Annotated in this window: 18 protein-coding genes and 1 pseudogene; 8 read left to right on the top strand and 11 right to left on the bottom strand. The window is 57.7% G+C overall.

The features are described from left to right. Nucleotides 1–144: 144 nt before the first annotated feature. A complete protein-coding gene (guaA, locus tag AC221Y_RS03590; RefSeq protein ID WP_486706793.1) occupies nucleotides 145–1,719 on the bottom strand; it encodes a glutamine-hydrolyzing GMP synthase in 1,575 nt (524 codons plus the stop codon). A gap of 198 nt (nucleotides 1,720–1,917) precedes the next feature. On the opposite strand from guaA, the gene AC221Y_RS03585 reads away from it, so the two are divergent. Continuing rightward, the gene (locus AC221Y_RS03585) at nucleotides 1,918–3,462 is read left to right on the top strand and encodes a trimethylamine methyltransferase family protein (protein ID WP_486706792.1); all 1,545 of its coding nucleotides are present in this window, start codon (nucleotides 1,918–1,920) and stop codon (nucleotides 3,460–3,462) included. On the opposite strand, the pseudogene AC221Y_RS03580 reads toward AC221Y_RS03585, so the two are convergent. Then, a pseudogene (locus AC221Y_RS03580) lies at nucleotides 3,459–3,723 on the bottom strand (DUF6477 family protein). The gene AC221Y_RS03585 and the pseudogene AC221Y_RS03580 sit on opposite strands and share 4 nt — an antisense overlap. A gap of 291 nt (nucleotides 3,724–4,014) precedes the next feature. Between AC221Y_RS03580 and AC221Y_RS03575 the strand changes: the two are divergent. Further along, the gene (locus tag AC221Y_RS03575) at nucleotides 4,015–4,362 is read left to right on the top strand and encodes a hypothetical protein (protein ID WP_366141715.1); all 348 of its coding nucleotides are present in this window, start codon (nucleotides 4,015–4,017) and stop codon (nucleotides 4,360–4,362) included. A gap of 101 nt (nucleotides 4,363–4,463) precedes the next feature. Here the strand turns inward: AC221Y_RS03575 and AC221Y_RS03570 are convergent, their stop codons facing one another. After that, nucleotides 4,464–4,670, bottom strand: coding sequence for a hypothetical protein (locus tag AC221Y_RS03570; protein ID WP_366141714.1), 207 nt, complete (start codon nucleotides 4,668–4,670; stop codon nucleotides 4,464–4,466). Between the two features lie 86 nt (nucleotides 4,671–4,756). Between AC221Y_RS03570 and AC221Y_RS03565 the strand changes: the two genes are divergently transcribed. Together AC221Y_RS03565 and lipA are read left to right on the top strand one after the other, a co-directional pair. Further along, complete coding sequence (locus tag AC221Y_RS03565) at nucleotides 4,757–5,179, top strand: DUF6456 domain-containing protein (RefSeq protein ID WP_366141713.1); 423 nt, start codon at nucleotides 4,757–4,759, stop codon at nucleotides 5,177–5,179. 74 nt (nucleotides 5,180–5,253) lie between these two features. Further along, nucleotides 5,254–6,213 carry a lipoyl synthase gene (gene lipA / locus AC221Y_RS03560; protein ID WP_299753873.1) on the top strand — a complete coding sequence of 320 codons (960 nt, stop codon included), beginning with the start codon at nucleotides 5,254–5,256 and terminating at the stop codon, nucleotides 6,211–6,213. 17 nt (nucleotides 6,214–6,230) lie between these two features. Here the strand turns inward: lipA and AC221Y_RS03555 are convergent, their stop codons facing one another. The 4 genes from AC221Y_RS03555 to hpt form a co-directional block, all read right to left on the bottom strand. After that, nucleotides 6,231–7,103: a cytochrome c gene (locus AC221Y_RS03555; RefSeq protein WP_299753872.1), complete on the bottom strand. Its 873-nt coding sequence runs from the start codon at nucleotides 7,101–7,103 to the stop codon at nucleotides 6,231–6,233. A gap of 62 nt (nucleotides 7,104–7,165) precedes the next feature. Further along, nucleotides 7,166–7,636: a cytochrome c gene (locus AC221Y_RS03550; RefSeq protein ID WP_486706791.1), complete on the bottom strand. Its 471-nt coding sequence runs from the start codon at nucleotides 7,634–7,636 to the stop codon at nucleotides 7,166–7,168. Between the two features lie 138 nt (nucleotides 7,637–7,774). Then, nucleotides 7,775–8,623, bottom strand: a complete 849-nt coding sequence (locus AC221Y_RS03545) for a hypothetical protein (protein WP_299753870.1) — start codon at nucleotides 8,621–8,623, stop codon at nucleotides 7,775–7,777. Between the two features lie 140 nt (nucleotides 8,624–8,763). Next, on the bottom strand, nucleotides 8,764–9,270 hold the full coding sequence (hpt, locus tag AC221Y_RS03540; protein WP_299753924.1) for a hypoxanthine phosphoribosyltransferase: 507 nt from the start codon (nucleotides 9,268–9,270) through the stop codon (nucleotides 8,764–8,766). Nucleotides 9,271–9,398: 128 nt separating this feature from the next. Here hpt and AC221Y_RS03535 point away from each other — a divergent pair, with 128 nt between their 5' ends. Beyond that, nucleotides 9,399–9,845: a type II toxin-antitoxin system RatA family toxin gene (locus AC221Y_RS03535; RefSeq protein WP_299753869.1), complete on the top strand. Its 447-nt coding sequence runs from the start codon at nucleotides 9,399–9,401 to the stop codon at nucleotides 9,843–9,845. 42 nt (nucleotides 9,846–9,887) lie between these two features. On the opposite strand, the gene AC221Y_RS03530 is transcribed toward AC221Y_RS03535, so the two are convergent. The 4 genes from AC221Y_RS03530 to AC221Y_RS03515 all read right to left on the bottom strand — a co-directional run bounded on the left by AC221Y_RS03530 (nucleotide 9,888) and on the right by AC221Y_RS03515 (nucleotide 13,341). Beyond that, nucleotides 9,888–11,069 carry an ammonium transporter gene (locus AC221Y_RS03530; RefSeq protein ID WP_299753868.1) on the bottom strand — a complete coding sequence of 394 codons (1,182 nt, stop codon included), beginning with the start codon at nucleotides 11,067–11,069 and terminating at the stop codon, nucleotides 9,888–9,890. A gap of 156 nt (nucleotides 11,070–11,225) precedes the next feature. Continuing rightward, nucleotides 11,226–11,693, bottom strand: coding sequence for a CinA family protein (locus AC221Y_RS03525; protein WP_299753867.1), 468 nt, complete (start codon nucleotides 11,691–11,693; stop codon nucleotides 11,226–11,228). Further along, complete coding sequence (locus tag AC221Y_RS03520; protein ID WP_299753866.1) at nucleotides 11,690–12,199, bottom strand: phosphatidylglycerophosphatase A family protein; 510 nt, start codon at nucleotides 12,197–12,199, stop codon at nucleotides 11,690–11,692. The genes AC221Y_RS03525 and AC221Y_RS03520 overlap by 4 nt, the downstream gene beginning before the upstream one ends. After that, entirely contained in the window at nucleotides 12,196–13,341 is a 1,146-nt protein-coding gene (locus AC221Y_RS03515; protein WP_299753865.1) for a bifunctional 2-C-methyl-D-erythritol 4-phosphate cytidylyltransferase/2-C-methyl-D-erythritol 2,4-cyclodiphosphate synthase, read from the bottom strand. The genes AC221Y_RS03520 and AC221Y_RS03515 overlap by 4 nt, the downstream gene beginning before the upstream one ends. 183 nt (nucleotides 13,342–13,524) lie before the next feature. On the opposite strand from AC221Y_RS03515, the gene dusB reads away from it, so the two are divergent. From dusB to AC221Y_RS03500, 3 genes are all read left to right on the top strand, one after another. Continuing rightward, a complete protein-coding gene (gene dusB, locus AC221Y_RS03510) occupies nucleotides 13,525–14,499 on the top strand; it encodes a tRNA dihydrouridine synthase DusB (RefSeq protein WP_299753864.1) in 975 nt (324 codons plus the stop codon). Continuing rightward, a complete protein-coding gene (locus tag AC221Y_RS03505; RefSeq protein WP_486706790.1) occupies nucleotides 14,496–15,560 on the top strand; it encodes a two-component system sensor histidine kinase NtrB in 1,065 nt (354 codons plus the stop codon). Before dusB ends, AC221Y_RS03505 begins: the two co-directional genes overlap by 4 nt. 37 nt (nucleotides 15,561–15,597) lie before the next feature. Further along, a partial coding sequence (locus AC221Y_RS03500; RefSeq protein ID WP_486706789.1) for a response regulator occupies nucleotides 15,598–16,883 on the top strand: 1,286 nt, incomplete at its 3' end.

Here is a 16,883-nt window from a genome sequence, read left to right as displayed (position 1 = left end):
TTGGGAAGTGTTAACTCATTGAGACCTTATCGCCCAACCTTCGGGCAGAATTCAGGTCAAAGTGGCTCAATATCGTGGCGAAAAGGCTCTTAATATGGAGATTATCTAGGAATTGTTGCCCACAACCAGAGTTTTGATTGTGTTTTATTCCATCTCGATCGTGCCTGGGGGCTTGGAAGTTACGTCATAAAATACCCGGTTGATGCCCTGCACTTCGTTGATGATCCGGGTGACGGTTTCACCAATGAAGTCGTGGGTGAAGGGGTAATAATCGGCCGTCATCCCGTCGACAGATGTGACGGCGCGCAGGGCGCAGGCGTAGTCATAGGTGCGTCCGTCGCCCATGACACCGACGGTGCGAACCGGCAGAATTGCCGCGAAGGCCTGCCAGATTTCATCATACAGCCCGTGTTTGCGGATCTGGTCGATGTAGACGACATCAGCTTGGCGCAGGATCTTGAGTTTTTCGCGGGTGATCTCTCCAGGGCAGCGGATAGCAAGGCCGGGGCCAGGGAAGGGGTGGCGGCCAATGAAGCTTGGGGGCAATCCCAGTTCACGGCCAAGGGCGCGCACTTCGTCTTTGAACAACTCGCGCAAAGGCTCGACAAGTTTCAGGCCCATTTTCTCAGGGAGACCGCCGACGTTGTGGTGGCTTTTGATCGTGACCGAGGGGCCGCCGGAGAAGCTGACGCTTTCGATCACATCCGGATAAAGCGTGCCCTGGGCGAGGAATTCAGCGCCGTCGATGTCGTTGGCGTATTTCTGGAAGACCTCGATGAAAAGCCGGCCGATGATTTTGCGCTTGGTTTCAGGGTCGGACTGGCCATCAAGCTCGCCAAGGAACAATTCGCTTTCGTCTGCGTGGATCAGCGGGATGTTGTAGTTGTCTCGGAACATCTTGACGACTTCGTCGGCTTCATTTTCGCGCAACAGGCCGTGGTCAACGAATACGCACGTCAGCTGGTCGCCGATGGCTTCATGGATGAGGACCGCGGCGACGGACGAATCGACGCCGCCCGACAGACCGCAGATCACCTTTTTGTCGCCGACTTGCTCGCGGATTTTTCGGATTGCTTCTTCACGGTAAGCACCCATGGTCCAGTCGCCGCCGAAGCCTGCAAGCCGCACGAAGTTTTCGTAGAGTTTAGCGCCCTTAGGTGTGTGGTGTACCTCGGGGTGGAATTGCACCGCGAAAAAGTTGCGATTGGGGTCTGCCGTGATGGCGAATGGGGCGTTTGGGGAGGTGCCGAAGACCTCAAAACCCGGCGCAATTTCGGCCACGTGGTCGCCGTGGCTCATCCAGACTTGCTCGCGTCCATCGTCAAACCAGCCCTCAAGAAGCGGGGATTGGTTTTCCGGCGTCACGTAGGCGCGGCCGAATTCTGCGGTGCCGCCGCCGCCGGAGATTTTGCCACCTTCAACGCGACCGCCGAGCATTTGCATCATGACTTGCTGGCCATAGCAGATGCCGAGCACCGGCACGCCGCGTTCGAAAACGCTTGCAGGTGGACGCGGAGAGCCATCGTGCACGACGCTTGCCGGGCCACCCGAAAGTATCACGGCCTTGGGCTCGAAGTCTGCAAGGAATTCATCAGTCACAGTCTGAAATGGGTGGATTTCGCAATAGACGTTAAGTTCGCGCAGGCGGCGGGCAATAAGCTGCGTCACCTGGCTGCCGAAGTCGATGATGAGAAGGCGGTCGTGGGCTTGATCTGTCATGATCGCTGATTAGGCGCGGGGCGCGTTATGTGCAAGGTGGTTTGGGGGTTTGGACCGGGTGGCGTGAGTGCGCGAGCACGTTTTTCTTCAAGATCAGGGGCTCATGTCGTTTTCGCTTGGCAGAAGCCGCTATTTGGCCGTAGCGCGGGGGGCGCTGGTGTATCGTCTGGAAAATCACTTTTTCTCGGAGCGTGGATTATGGCTGAAGTTGGTGAGCGGCGGCGGGCACGGGGTGGCGGTGGTGCGGCTAGGCGCGCTGAACGAACAGCGGTGCGCATTGAGGTTGCGAAGTATATCGAGCGCAATATTCCGAACTATGAAGTTCTGAACGAAGAAGCCCTGGCGATTATTGAGGCGAATGCAGAAACCGTTCTGGAAGAGATCGGTGTTGCTTTTGTTGATAATCCGGCCGCTCTGAAGCGCTGGAAGGATGCGGGCGCAGATGTTGAGGGCGAGCGGGTTCGACTGCCCAAAGGCTTGGCGCGCAAGCTGTGCAAGACGGCGCCGTCTTCATACATCCAGCACGCCCGCAATCCTGAGCGAAGCGTTGAAATCGGTGGCGGCAGTATGGTTCTGGCGCCGGTTTATGGTCCGCCGTTTGTCCGCGATGCCATGGGTGGGCGGCGCTATGCGACGATGGAAGATTTCGAGAAATTCGTGAAGCTGGCCTATATGTCGAAGTGGATGCACCATTCCGGTGGCACAGTGTGTGAACCGACTGATGTTGCGGTGAACAAGCGGCATCTGGATATGTTGCTGGCGCATATGACGTTGTCTGACAAGCCGTTCATGGGGTCAGTGACCGAGCCGTCACGAGCGCAAGATTCGGTAGAGATGTGTCAGATCCTGTTTGGCAAAGACTTCGTGGCCGAGAACACGGTGATGACGTCACTGATCAATATCAACTCTCCGCTGACATTTGATTCGACCATGATGGGCGCGTTGGAGATTTATGCGAAGAATAATCAGGCGACGATCATTTCGCCGTTTATCGTGGGCGGCGCGATGGCACCCGTCAGTGTGGCGGGAACGTTGACGCAAGTGACGGCCGAGATTTTGGCGGGCGTTGCCTATAGCCAATTGGTGCGCCCCGGCGCTCCGGTGATTGCAGGGGCGTTTGTGACGTCGATTGATATGAACTCGGGCGCTCCGACTTTTGGTACTCCTGAAGCGGCGCATATCACGTATGGTGTGGGGCAGATCGTGCGGCGCCTTGGGCTTCCCTATCGCTCGGCCGGTTCGTTTTGTGGATCGAAACTGCCGGATGCGCAGGCAGGATATGAAACTGCAAATTCGCTGAATGTCGGGCTTTTGGCCGGTGTGAACTTCATGCTGCACGCGGCCGGTTGGCTTGAGGGCGGGCTTGTCGCCAGCTTGGAGAAGTTTGTCATGGACGCTGACCAGCTTGGCACTCTGCATCATCTGGCGCGTGGCATTGACGTGTCGGAGAACGGGCAGGCGATGGATGCGATCCGCGAAGTAGGGCCGGGGGGGCATTACCTAGGTTGTGCGCACACGCAAGCGAACTTTAAGGACGCTTTCTGGCGGACGGATTTGCTGGACTACAAACCTTATGAGACCTGGGCCGAAGAGGGCGAGCGTGACACGGTTACATTGGCCGGGGCGCGGGTTGAGAAGCTTTTGCGCGATTATCAGGCGCCGCCGCTGGATCCGGTGACGCGTGAGGCGCTTGTGGCCTATGTGGCCAACAAGAAAGCGTCCGAGCCCGATGCCTTTGGTTAAAGAAAGGCATACGCGCCTTCCGGATTTCGGGGGCGCGCTTTCATAAGGCGTGCCTCGCCGATCAGCGCGATCAACACTTCAAGATGACGTGCGACCGAATAGGCCACGTCGCCGTTCGTGTGTGGCCTCAATTTCGGCTTCGGTGTGCATCAGATCAGTCAATACTCCATCCGGTCCTTTTTCTGGCTTTCGAAGGACGTGTGCCAGCCTACGCTCTCGGCTGTAGTTGGCAAGTCCGTGGCGGCCGGCGCGGATCAGCATGCAGGGGGCGGCGAAGCGTTACAATATGCGCCAGAGGATCGGCCATTTTATGATTCCTTTGATTAATAATCTTATGGCCTTAGCGCAACTTTAGCATGTATCGTTTGGCGACTAAAATATGCGTTCGCGCGAATTTACAGTTGCTTAGAATTGCCGGATCAATCTGCTGACTGTCGGAGTTGTTCGCTGCTCGGAAATTTTCGCAACCAAAGGTTGCTTACAGTTAAGGTAAATGAGTGCCATTGAATTGGCGGCTCATAGTATCGAGTCCGACGTAAAGGAGATTGCCAGTTGCAAAGTATGACAGCGAAAGCATCGACCCCTCGCGTTCCCGAATGGGTGCCGCAAGAGGTCTGCCGATATCTCGCGCATACTGAGCAAGGGCAGCCGGCGCGGTCGCTTGCGCGGGAGGCGGGGTGTTATGCGTCGACTATTCTGCGGCAGTTACGCCGTTATGACTTTCTTATGCACCTTGCCTTGAGCCGTTTGGGCCTGGCGCAAGGAGATGAAAATGCAGCCCATAATGATGTCGAGTACGAAGAAACGATGGCCCTTGCTCTGAATACTCAAGATGTGGTGATGCCTGATCACGCCGGGATTCGCGCCGAGGCGCCTCGGGTTTTACGGCGGATGAATTAGCCGGGGGCTTGTCTGGTATTAACCGAGGATATGGAGGAAGCATTGGTCTTGCGCGAGAGCGCCGGTGGCGAGACGCTGCACACTGCGGTGATCGAGCCCCTTTAGCTGAGGCATTGGCGTTGAAAGACTGGGTCACACTGCACAGCGACGGGAGGATCAAGCGATACCGTATCAGTACCACCGGCCGCCACGCGTTGAAGCGTTTTCTGGCCGAAGAGGAGGCTTTGCGCGCCGGTATGAGCGAAGAGGCCAACCCCTTTGCCGCGCAGCACGGTGAGCTTGCGACGCGTACCGACTGGGATGGTCACGGAACCCGGCGGCGCGTGCGGTATAACGCGACTGAAAGCTCGTTTTATCTTTGGCGCGGCGGCGCTACAAAACAAGGGAGCCATTTTTGTCCAGCGATCTTGAGGCCGCAGGCGAACGGTCGCGGGAGGACTTTCAGCTGGCTCAGTTGGGGCCGCGGGTGGCGCAGAATTGGGACAGGTCTCTGACGGCGGGCGGACACAGCGATTGCGTGTCGTCCGGTAGAGGCGGTGGGTCTGAAGCGGCGCGAAAACGTATTGCAGAGGCGCTAAGCGATCTTGCTCCCGGCCTTGGTGATGTGGTTTTGCGGCTTTGCTGTTTCCACGAGGGGATCGAGTCCACAGAAAGGCGAATGGGATTGTCGGCGCGGTCGGGCAAGATCGTGCTGCGTACCGCTTTGTTCAGGCTGAAAAAGCATTATGACTCGGGGTCGGGAAATTGGTATCCGCTAATTGACAAAGTACGCGATTCTGAACGGACGCCCAACAGATTGGTTGCATCTGGTGCATAGCCGCCATGTGCGACCTTTCGATTGTTGGACTTCGCGGCGTGAGAGGTTTACTTCGGGGGGCAAGAGGAACTGTGATGACCAAAAAAGACCTTAAAATTCCCGCGCTGCGCCATCCTGAGAAACAGCGCCGTCCGGACAATGCTCAGCCCAAAAAGCCTGATTGGATCCGTGTGAAGGCTCCGGTCAGCGAGGGTTATAAGAAGACCCGCGATATTATGCGCGAGCATAAGCTGGTGACGGTGTGCGAAGAAGCTGGTTGCCCGAACGTGGGTGAGTGCTGGAGCCAAGGTCACGCGACGATGATGATCATGGGCGATGTTTGCACGCGGGCTTGCACGTTCTGCAACATCGCGACGGGCAAGCCGCCTGAGGATTTGGACGTCTTCGAGCCGGGGCGCGTGGCGGACGCAGTGAAGAAGTTGGGGCTGAACCACGTGGTGGTGACGTCCGTCGACCGCGATGACGTGGAAGACGGTGGTGCGGAACATTTCGCGCAGACCATCCGAGCGATCCGTCGCCAAAGCCCCTCTACGACGATTGAGATTTTGACGCCTGATTTTATCCGTTGTGATCCGTCGGTTTTGGAAGTGGTCGTGGCCGCCAAGCCGGATGTGTTCAACCATAACCTTGAGACAGTACCGGGACTTTACACCGAGGTGCGTCCGGGCGCGCGGTATTTCCATTCCTTGCGGCTTTTGCAGCGGGTGAAGGAGATCGATCCGACGATGTTCACCAAATCGGGGATCATGCTTGGTTTAGGCGAGGACAAGAAGGCGGTTCATGCCGTGATGGATGATATGCGCGCCGCAGACATCGATTTTCTGACGATAGGCCAGTACTTGCAGCCGACACCAAAGCACCATGCGGTTGATCGCTTTGTGACCCCAGAAGAGTTCGCGGCCTTTGAGACGGCAGCGTACGGCAAGGGCTTCTTGATGGTTTCAGCGACACCTTTGACGCGGTCTTCCTATCATGCGGGCGACGATTTTGCGCGGCTGCGCGAAGCGCGCCTTAGGAAACTTGGGGCTGTCTGAGCCTGCCGAACTGCCGATTATTCGGTGGCAGGTAAGGCTTTGATGTAGGCGGCAATTGCGGCGCGGTCTTCCGGCGGCAGTTTGGATGTGCCTTCGATCACGGCAGCCATACCACCGCCTGCGCTGTCAAAATCTGGGGTGAGTCCGGTTTCCAGATAATAGGCGATGTCATCCGCTGACCATTTCAGTTGTGCGGGCGAAAGTCCCGGGGTTTTACCTTTGCCGCTTGGGTCCGGGGCGCCTGCCATCCAGCGGTTGTTTTGCAGTCCGCCCAGCGCTGTGCGCGGTGTATGGCATTCGGCGCAATGGCCGATCGCTTCGGCGAGGTAGCGGCCGCGTTCGGTGTCTCTGGCGGGTTGAACAAAGGCTGTGCGGAAATAGAGTGCTTTCCAGACACCAACTCCGGCACGCATGTTGAAGGGGAAAGTCAGGCGATGCGATTGGCTCGGCTGATCCGAGCTGGGCAATGTGGCGATGTAGGCCCATAGGTTTGCGACATCAGTGTCGGTCATCCGCGCATAGGATGCGTAAGGAAACGCCGGGAAATAGTGTTTTCCGTCTGGCGATGTGCCTTGGCGCAAAGCGTTGAAGAAATCGACCTGTGACCAATTGCCGATGCCATTTAGCATATCTGGCGAGATGTTCGGGGCGACAAAGGTTCCAAAATCTGTGGTGAATTCACGCCCCCCAGCCAGAACAGCTTTGTCGCCATCTGGTGAGGTGTGGCACGAGGCACATGAGCCAAGTGCAAACACCATTTCACCAGCGGCTGCGTTGCCTTCTATGGCCGAAACCGTGTCCGCTTCCACAGTAAGAGGCCGCGTGACCCATAGGCCGCCCGCCAGCGTCGCAATTGCGCCAAAGGCGGTGATGATCAAAAGACGTCTCATGGTCGTCACCCTAACTGGCTGTGAGGCCCGCGCGAACACGCACCCCAGACGTTATCACGTCTTTAGTTGCGTGAGATGCGGTAGGGTCGATGACATGCCGTACAGCTTGCGCCGACAGGTCCAAGTGCCGGGCCGATGGCCTCAACGCCGTCGCTTGCAACGGCTGCAAGTGCGACCGTCGCAGCAGCAAGCTGCCCCCCGATTTCGCGGGCGGTCGAGCCAGATTCGAAAATTGCAGGCAGAGTGCGGGTCTCGTCGCCAAGTTCGGCATTGGTGGTGCCGGGAATCCAATATGTGGATTGGTTCAACGTGGTAAGAATAACCATATTGTCGGCGGCTGCCTGCGCTGCTGCGGCGTCATAGTCGGCATTGCCACGGACCATGTTGCCAAGGATTGTCAGGTTGTGTTGGTAAATCTGCATATGGGCTTTGCGCGCCGTCACAGCAGGGTTGCCGTCGTGTCCACCTGCAAATGCAGTGCATGTGGTTGCGGCGATTGTTGCTGAAAGCGCCAGAGTAAGAAGAAATTTCATTTGGACATGTCTCCGAAAAACGGTTTGTTGGCTAAAAGGTAGTGTGGTGCGATAAAAAGGAAACTCGCGAATTGTGCGGATTGTCTGCGCTTTGGCGCACAATGATTTGATGTTGCGGGCAAGGGGCGGGCAATTGACTTAGAACTCGAAGCCGACAGACAGGCCGAACGCCGGATCCTCGCTTGTTACGCCATCCACGCCGCCCTGGAAAAAAGCGCCGCCTTCGGTGGCCACAGAGGCACCAAGTCCAAATCGGGTGACGGTGGCGTCCAGCGTATCGCGCAGGCCGGAAATGCCGAGCGATACGCTTGGCGTGACCGCAAGACCAAGATAGACTTGGCTGAGGGTACGGCCCTCGTCTTCACTCGTGCGAAAAAGATCGACGCCGGCTGTGGCGATGCCGCGGGTCATTTCCGTGCCAAGGCGAAAGCGCTGTTCGTCGCCATCAGATTCTGCGCCGCCATACACGGCCGCGTTGTCGACGGCAGTAATTTGCCGCAAATCGTAACGACCGGCAACGCCAAGGATTGAAAGGCTGGATTGTTCAATGCTGTGGAAAGACGTGCCAAAGCTGACCGGACCTTGCGTGGCAGCAATTCGGAGCCCGGCGCCAAGCGTCTCATTGAGCGCCGCTTCGGCAGCGAGGGGGCGCAGGGTCTGTGGGACACCCGGCGCGCCTGTCGGCAGCGGACCAGCATCAAGAATTGAGCGGGGACGCCCGACGTCAACTTCGCCGAACGGCAGGTCGAACCCGGCGCTTGCGTAGGCTGCGCGGCGATCGTCATAAGTGGAGATGCCAAGGCGCAAGTGCGGTTCGATGATCGCGCCGCCAAACCGATAGTTTGTCTTTAGCGTTGCATCGGGGACGGAAGCATTCGCTTTGAAATCGAGACGGATCGCCGGATCTTCGATCGTCACGTCAACGCTTTCGGCAAAGCCGGGCGTCGAGAGACAAATCAAAATGGCGACAGCGAGGGGGTGGCGCAAAAACGCGATCCTTAAACGATACCCCTCCCCGTAGAAGACACTAAGGTGAGTCGCCTGATGAGGTCAGGCATATCGGTGAAGTTTCGGCTGACGTAGTTAAGAATGTGTTAAATGCGTCGCAGACACAGTCTGAGTGTTGCTTATGTGAACCGAACTTTCCCTATATAGGGCAGGTTTCGGTTCCGTTGCGCGTAGTCGATGCCGTAGCCGACGACGAACTCGTCAGGAATTTCGAATCCTGTCCAGGTCGCGCGGATATTGGTTTCGCGCCGTGATGGCTTGTCGAGAAGGGCGATGGTTTCAAGTCGTTTCGGCTCGCGCGTGGCCAGAAGTTGGGTCACGTGGCTTAGCGTGAAACCGGTATCGACGATATCTTCGACAACGAGCACATCGCGACCACCTATCTCGCCGCGCAAGTCTTTCAGAATGCGAACTTCACGGCTGCTTTCAGTGCTGTCGCCGTAGGACGAGGCTTCGAGAAAGTCGACCTCGACGTTCAAGTCCAATTCGCGCACGAGATCGGCAATAAAGACGAACGAGCCCCGCAAAAGGCCGACCACAACCAGCTTATCGGTATCAGCGAAGGCGGTTTTGATCTCGCTGGCAAGGACCTCGATCCGGGCGGCGATAGACTTAGCGGAAATCATTTCGTCGATTACATATTGCTGCGTCACGTTCGCATCCCCTCTTGACTGTCCCCGGTGTCTCTACACTTAAGGAGCGAGCTCTGGCCAGTCCGAAGCCAAATCAAGACCCCAAATAAAAGACCGAAGCGATGCCGACACACGAAGAAACCCGCCGCCTGCCGTATTCGGCTCAACAAATGTATGACCTTGTCGCGGATGTTGCGCGGTACCCGGAGTTTTTGCCGTGGACGGCCGCTGCGCGGATCCGGTCCATACAGAAAGTCGGCGAAAGCGAAGTGATGCTGGCCGATCTTGTGATCTCGTTCAAAGTATTTCGCGAACGATTTGGCAGTCGTGTCGTGCTGTGGCCGCAGGACCGTTGGATTGACACGGAATACCTGGACGGGCCATTTGAACATATGATCTCGAACTGGAAGTTCACCGAGGCTGACGATGGGTGCGAGGTGTTTTTTCACGTGGATTTCGCGTTCCGCAACAGATTTTTGCAATCAACGGCGACGTTGTTTTTTGACGATGCCATGCAGCGGATTGTACGTGCGTTCGAGCGTCGCGCGAAGGATCTGTACGGGGAATAAACTTTTGAACGGCCGGGACCAGAGGCCCCGGCCTTGGCGTGTTTACGACGACATATCGTAGGCGCGCTCGCCGTGTTGGGCGAGATCCAGGCCTGTGGTTTCGGTTTCTTCGTCAACGCGCAGAGCGAAGATCGCTTTGACTATGACGACCAAGGTCGACGTCACAACAACAGTGTAGATGCCGACAATTGTGATGCCGCCAAGCTGTGCGGCCCATGTGCCTTGGCCGAGAACGGCGATCATGATCGTGCCGAAGATGCCGCCGACGCCGTGGACTGCGAATACATCGAGCGTGTCGTCGATTTTCAACTTGTTGCGGATGAGTTTGACAGCCTCTTGGCACAATATGCCCGCAATTGCGCCTATTATCAGGGCCTCGATCGGGCCCACAAAGCCGCTGGCGGGGGTGATCGAGGCGAGGCCTGCGATGGTGCCGGTCACAAGGCCGACCATGGAGGATTTTCCGTATTTGATCCGCTCCCAAAGCGCCCAGGTCAAGGAGGCTGTTGCGGCAGAGATATGGGTCACTGTCAGCGCCATTGCAGCGCCTCCGTCAGCAGCAAGTTGCGAGCCTCCGTTAAAGCCAAACCATCCGACCCAAAGCATGGCCGCGCCGATCATGACGAAGCCAGGATTATGGGGCGGTGTTGTCTGGTTGGCGCGCGCGCCGAGGAACACGGCGATCACAAGCGCGGCGAGGCCTGCAGTTTCATGGACCACGATGCCGCCTGCAAAGTCGCGCACCCCGGTTTCGCCGAAAATGCCGCCGTCGGACAGTATTCCGCCACCCCATATCCAGTGAACGACCGGCGCATAGCACAGGAGCATCCAGAGCGTGGAAAAGGTGACGACAAAGGCGAAGTTCGCGCGTTCGACGTAGGCGCCGACGATGAGGGCAGGGGTTATAATGGCGAAGGTCATCTGGAAGGCAAAGAAGAGCACTTCGGGCAAGGTGCCGGCGAGGCTGTCGGCCGTGACGCCATTCAGGAACATCTTGTCGAGGCCGCCCCAAAGTCCAGAGCCGCCAGGACCAAAGGCGATGGTGTAGCCGAAAGCGAGCCATGCCACCGACATCGCACAGGCGATGGTGTAACAATGCATGAAGACGCTGAGTACGTTTCGCGCCCGCACAAGGCCGCCGTAAAAGAGGGCGAGGCCCGGCAATGTCATGAACAGCACAAGTGCTGTGGCTACGATTATCCAGGCGGTGTCGGCTCCGACCATGATCTGTCCCTCCGATATGCGTTTTGGGTGAGGAACAGTGATGGGCGTGCAAATAAAAGCGGCAAATGGGTTAAGTTGCGTTCATTTCTTATGCGAGACGTCAAGCGATGGCAGATTGGGCGGTTTTTGGGTGGCTATGCACAAAAAGCAGGCGCTTTAGGAAAGTGCGGCTGAGAGGAGGTTCAGGGCGTGGCTCACCGTTGACTGTCGCACTTTGGCGCGTCCGAGCGGACCGAAGTCAATGGTTTCCACGTGAGGCGCTGTGCCGTTTTGCGCAATAGCAAAACACACGCGTCCTTCGGGTTTGTAGTCTGATCCGCCGGGCCCCGCGAGGCCGGTTACAGAGACCGTGAGTGTCGCATCAGAGTGGCGTAGTGCGCCGGATGCCATCGCTTGGGCGACTTCTTCGCTGACGGCTCCGAATGTTTTGATGGTATCGGGGTCAACGCCCAGCATTTCGATTTTTGCGGCATTGGAATAGGTGACGAAACCGCGATCAAACACATCCGATGAGCCGGGGATTTCGGTGATGGCTCCCGAGATCAGACCGCCGGTGCAGCTTTCTGCAGTGGCGATCACTGCGCCCTTGCGGCGAGCGAGGTCTATGAGGTTTGCCGGTTTCATTCTTGATCCGGAATATCGCCGAGAATGCCTGTGTGGATGAGGGCTGCGAGCCCTATAACCACAATTGCAGCGAAGATGCCTGCCAACACGTCGTCAAGCATTACGCCTATAGCGTCGCCGCGCGCGTCGATTTTGCCGATAATCCATGGCTTCCAGATATCGAAGAGACGAAACAGCAAAAAAGCGGAAACAATCCCGGGCCAAAGCAAGAGGGGGCTGATGCCTGTGCGATATGCGCCGAACGCGACCGGCAAAAGCGCGATCCACTGGCCGACGACTTCGTCGATAACGACCCACGATGGATCATGGTCGTCCTGGCCTTTAAGTTCGGCGTTTATAACGTAGATTCCCAAAGCATAGAGAAGGACTGCTCCGACCACCAAGCCGACGGGGCCGACGGCCATATAGATAAGCCACGCCGCCGGGAGGGCTGCGAGCGAGCCCCATGTGCCGGGTGCGGGACGGATGTAGCCGGCGCCAAAGAAGCTGAGTGCGAGCCGGTTCATGGCGCGATCAGGGTGACGGTCGCCATGCAAGCGATCCCTTCACCACGGCCAGGGAAGCCAAGTTTTTCTGACGTTGTCGCTTTTACGCTGATGCGACTGGGTTCGGTATTTGTGATGCGAGCAACTTCTTTTTGCATATCGGCTGCGTGTGGGGCGATTTTAGGAAATTCGCAGATCAGCGTACAGTCGATGTTTGAAATTCGGAAACCTCGGGACGCTGCAAGGTCTGCGGCGTGGGTGAGGAAAGTCCCGGAAGCGGCCCCTTTCCATTGCGGATCGGTTGGCGGGAAGTGGCGGCCAATGTCGCCTTCGCTGAGCGCGCCGTAAATGGCGTCGGTGATCGTGTGGAGGCCGACGTCCGCGTCGGAGTGACCTTGCAGGCCGCGAGAATGGGGAATGGTGACGCCACAAAGGATCACGTGATCTCCGGAACCGAAGCGGTGGACGTCAAAGCCGTTGCCGACGCGAATATCCATGGGAGTTTCGGACCTTTCTTGCAGGAGGCGTTCCGCGCGGTTGAAGTCTTCCGGGCCCGTGATTTTAACGTTGGCAGGGTCACCCTCGACGATTGTCACTGTGATGCCGGCGAGGCGTGCAATCTCAACGTCGTCCGCTGCGTCGGCGTTTGCGGTTTCGTGGGCTGCGATGATCTTTGCAAGATCAAAGCCTTGCGGGGTTTGTGCGCGGTAAACTCCGGTGCGGTCCTGAGTACCCACGACGGTGTTGTCCTTGCCGTGCCAAAGCGCATCGGTGACGGCTATGGCGGGCGCAGCTGCATCACTACTTTTAAGCGCAGCAATCACTCGGTCGATGACAGCATGCGAAATGAGAGGGCGCGCAACGTCGTGGATCAGGACGTGATCGACGCGACCCGCAAGAGCCGCGAGGCCTGCGCGCACGGAGGCCGTGCGCGTTTCGCCTCCGGCCACGATGGCACCGCCGGTGTCTGCGGGCCAGAGGTCGGTTGCGATGTCGTCTGGGTGCACCACAATCACGATGCTGTCGATGAGCGGGTGTGAGGTGAAGGCGGCAAGCGTGTGGCTCGCCACCGTTGCGCCTGCTAAAGGACGCCATTGTTTGGGAAGTCCCCCGCCTGCGCGGGTCCCCCGACCGGCGGCAACGATGACGGCTCCAACGCTCAATTTTGGGTCTCTCGTGTCATTCCATTCGTCTAGGCAATGGCGATGCCAGTGACAATGGTCGCATTCGCCCGGATAGATGCCCAAAAAATAGGCATATGCCGATTAGCGAGGCTTTTCGCCTTCGAAAAATTGGATCTACCTTTGAATTGGCCTATCTAACAACTCATTGCTCAAGGAATAAGCATGACAATTGCCGTTGGCTCCCTATCACTCGACCCGCCTGTGTTTTTAGCCCCTATGGCTGGTATCACCGACTTGCCGTTTCGCCGGCTGGTTGCGTCTTTTGGCGCGGGCCTTGTTGTGAGCGAGATGGTGGCCAGTCAAGAGATGGTTCAGGCAAAGCCTGGCGTTCGGGAGAAAGCCGAGCTTGGGTTTGGCGAGCAGGCGACCTCGGTGCAGCTCGCAGGGCGCGATGTGTATTGGATCGCAGAGGCCGCAAGGATGGTTGAGGCAAACGGCGCGAAGATCATCGATATCAATATGGGCTGCCCCGCGAAGAAGGTGACGGGCGGTTTGTCGGGATCGGCTTTGATGAAGACCCCGGACCATGCGTTGTCTCTGATCGAAGCAGTCGTAGGCGCGGTCGCAGTGCCGGTGACACTTAAAATGCGGCTTGGCTGGGACGACGATTGTCTGAATGCACCCTTCATTGCCCGTCGTGCCGAGGCGGCGGGCGTGCAGATGCTGACGATCCACGGGCGTACACGCTGTCAGTTTTACAAAGGCCGCGCCGATTGGGCAGCGATCCGGGCGGTGAAGGATGCTGTGTCGATCCCGGTGATTGCCAATGGCGACATCGTGGATTTGACATCCGCCAAAACAGCCCTTGCGGCGTCGGGTGCGGACGGCGTGATGGTAGGCCGAGGGGCGCAAGGAACGCCATGGCGGCTTGCCGAAATTGCGCACGCGCTTGGACGCGGGATTGCACCTGATATTCCGCGGGGCCGCGATTTGGTAGAGATGGTTCTTCGCCATTTTGAGGACACGGTTGAATTTTACGGGCCCCAGCTTGGCGGGCGTGTCGTGCGTAAACACTTGGGTTGGTACATGGATCATGTGGGCACTGACCCCGGCTTGCGAAAAGCACTTTTGACGTCGGACGTGGAACGTGCGCGCGAGTTGATTCCCGACGCGATGGACGCGCGGGTGGCGGCATGAACACGTTTCACGACATGCTGTGGCTATCGCTTCCGATCCCGGCGTTCCTGATCGATCCGGGCGATGTGATTGCGGAAGTGAACCCGGCAGCTGAAAGTTTTTTGAACGCGAGTGTGCGGTCGGTGCGCGGCGCACCTTTGTTCGACATTTTGGCGATTGATTCCCCGATTGATGATGCGTTCCGGCGCGTGCGGCAGGATCAGTCGTCGCTTTTTATGAACAACGTGGATGTCGGGACAGGGAACACGAGGCCTGTGCGCTCTAACGTGCAGATTGCTCCGATGACGGGGATGCCCGGCTACGTGCTGGTGCTTATGGAGCCGCGCGGCCTGGCGGATCGCCTAGGGCGGTCATTTTCGGTCAAATCGTCGGCAAATTCGGCGATTGGCATGGCAGAGATGCTTGCCCACGAGATTAAAAACCCGCTGGCCGGCATTACAGGTGCTGCGCAGCTTTTGAGCATGGGCCTTGCGGGGGATGATCTTGAGCTGACCGATCTGATCGTCAGTGAGAGCCGCCGCATCGTGAAGCTGCTGGAGCAAGTTGAGCAGTTTGGAAACCTAAGACCGCCCGAACGCCGGGCAGTGAATGTGCACGATCTTCTGGACCGCGCCCGCAAGTCGGCGATGATTGGGTTTGCCGCACATATGTCGATTGTCGAGGATTATGATCCGTCGCTGCCGTCGACCCATGTTGATGGCGACCAGATGCTTCAGGTCTTTCTGAACCTTTTGAAGAACGCGGCTGAGGCAGCGGGAGACACCAAAGGCACCATCCGTATCCGCACATTCTACGAAATGTCGCTGCGGCTGCGGCGCAAGGACGGCACGGGGTCCCTGCCACTTCAGGTGGAGATCATTGATGACGGGCCTGGCCTGCCACCAGAGATTGCGCAGGATGTGTTCGATCCGTTCATTTCGAGTCGTGAGAACGGTACGGGGCTTGGCCTTGCGTTGGTGAGCAAAATCATCTCGGACCACGATGGCTGGATCAGTGTCGACAGCGTTCCGGGACGTACAGTTTTTAGAATATCTCTCCCTGTTGCGCCGAAAGAAGACTGAAGGGTAACAGGGTTTAATACGTAGGAGGCACTATCCAATGGACGGCACAATTCTGGTCGCGGATGACGACAGAACGATACGAACCGTTCTAACGCAAGCTTTGACGCGCGCTGGCTGCAAAGTACACGCGACATCGTCTTTGGTGACGCTGATGCGCTGGGTCGAAGAGGGCAAAGGCGATCTGGTAATCTCGGATGTGATGATGCCGGATGGCAATGGGCTTGATCAGTTGCCGCTGATTGCTGAGCAGCGCCCTGGTTTGCCGGTCATTGTGATTTCTGCTCAAAACACGATTATGACGGCCATTCAGGCGACGGAAGCCGATGCCTATGACTATTTGCCGAAACCGTTTGATCTGCCGGATCTGATGAAGCGTGCGGCCCGCGCGCTGGAAGTAAAGCGGCGCGCACCAGCGCCGCGCACCGAGGCCAGCCGCGATACGGGCGAGGATTTGCCTTTGGTTGGGCGCACGCCTGGGATGCAGGCAATCTATCGCTTGGTCGCGCGGGTTATGAATGCTGATTTGCCGATTTTGATCACCGGTGAAAGCGGCACTGGCAAGTCTTTGATCGCGCGGGCGATCCATGATTTATCTGACCGGCGTACGTTGCCGTTTGTTGTCGCCAGTGGCAGCGACCTAGCGCAGATGGAGGGGCCTGCGGCTTTGATTTCGCGGGTTCGCAATGGCACTCTTTTGTTCGACGAGGTTGGCGATCTGAATGAGGATGCGCAGGCGCGCATTGTCCGGATGCTGGACAGCTTCACCGACAATGCCCCCCGGATCATGGCGACCAGTCAGGCGGACCTAGCGTTAAAGCTGGATCAGGGAATGTTTCGGTCGGACCTTTATTACCGGCTTGGTGGTGTTTCACTTGCGGTGCCGTCATTGCGCGAACGGGTTGAAGATATTCCGCTTCTTGCAGGTCACTTCTTTGCCCGCGCCGAACGGGATGGTCTGCCATCGCGAAAGTTTACACCGCAAGGTTTGGAGCTTGTGCGCGCCTACTCCTGGCCGGGCAACGTGCGGCAGTTAGAGAATACGATCCGCCGTCTGTCGATCACCGGTGGCGAAGAGGAGATCGGACGGGCAGAAGTCGAAGTTGTTCTTGGAAATCAGCCGGCGATTGAGCCGCTGACCGGAGGTGGCAACAGCGAAAAGCTTTCAGCGTCGATCGAAAAGCATCTGCGGCGGTATTTTGATCTTCACGGCGGGCAATTGCCGCCACCAGGTCTTTACCAGCGGATTCTGCGGGAAGTTGAACTTCCGTTGCTCGCGATTGCATTAGACGCGACGGGCGGAAATCAGGCGAAATGTGCCGATTT

It is taken from the genome of Boseongicola sp. (assembly GCF_057460485.1).
This window is presented reverse-complemented; position numbering and strand designations above follow the sequence as displayed.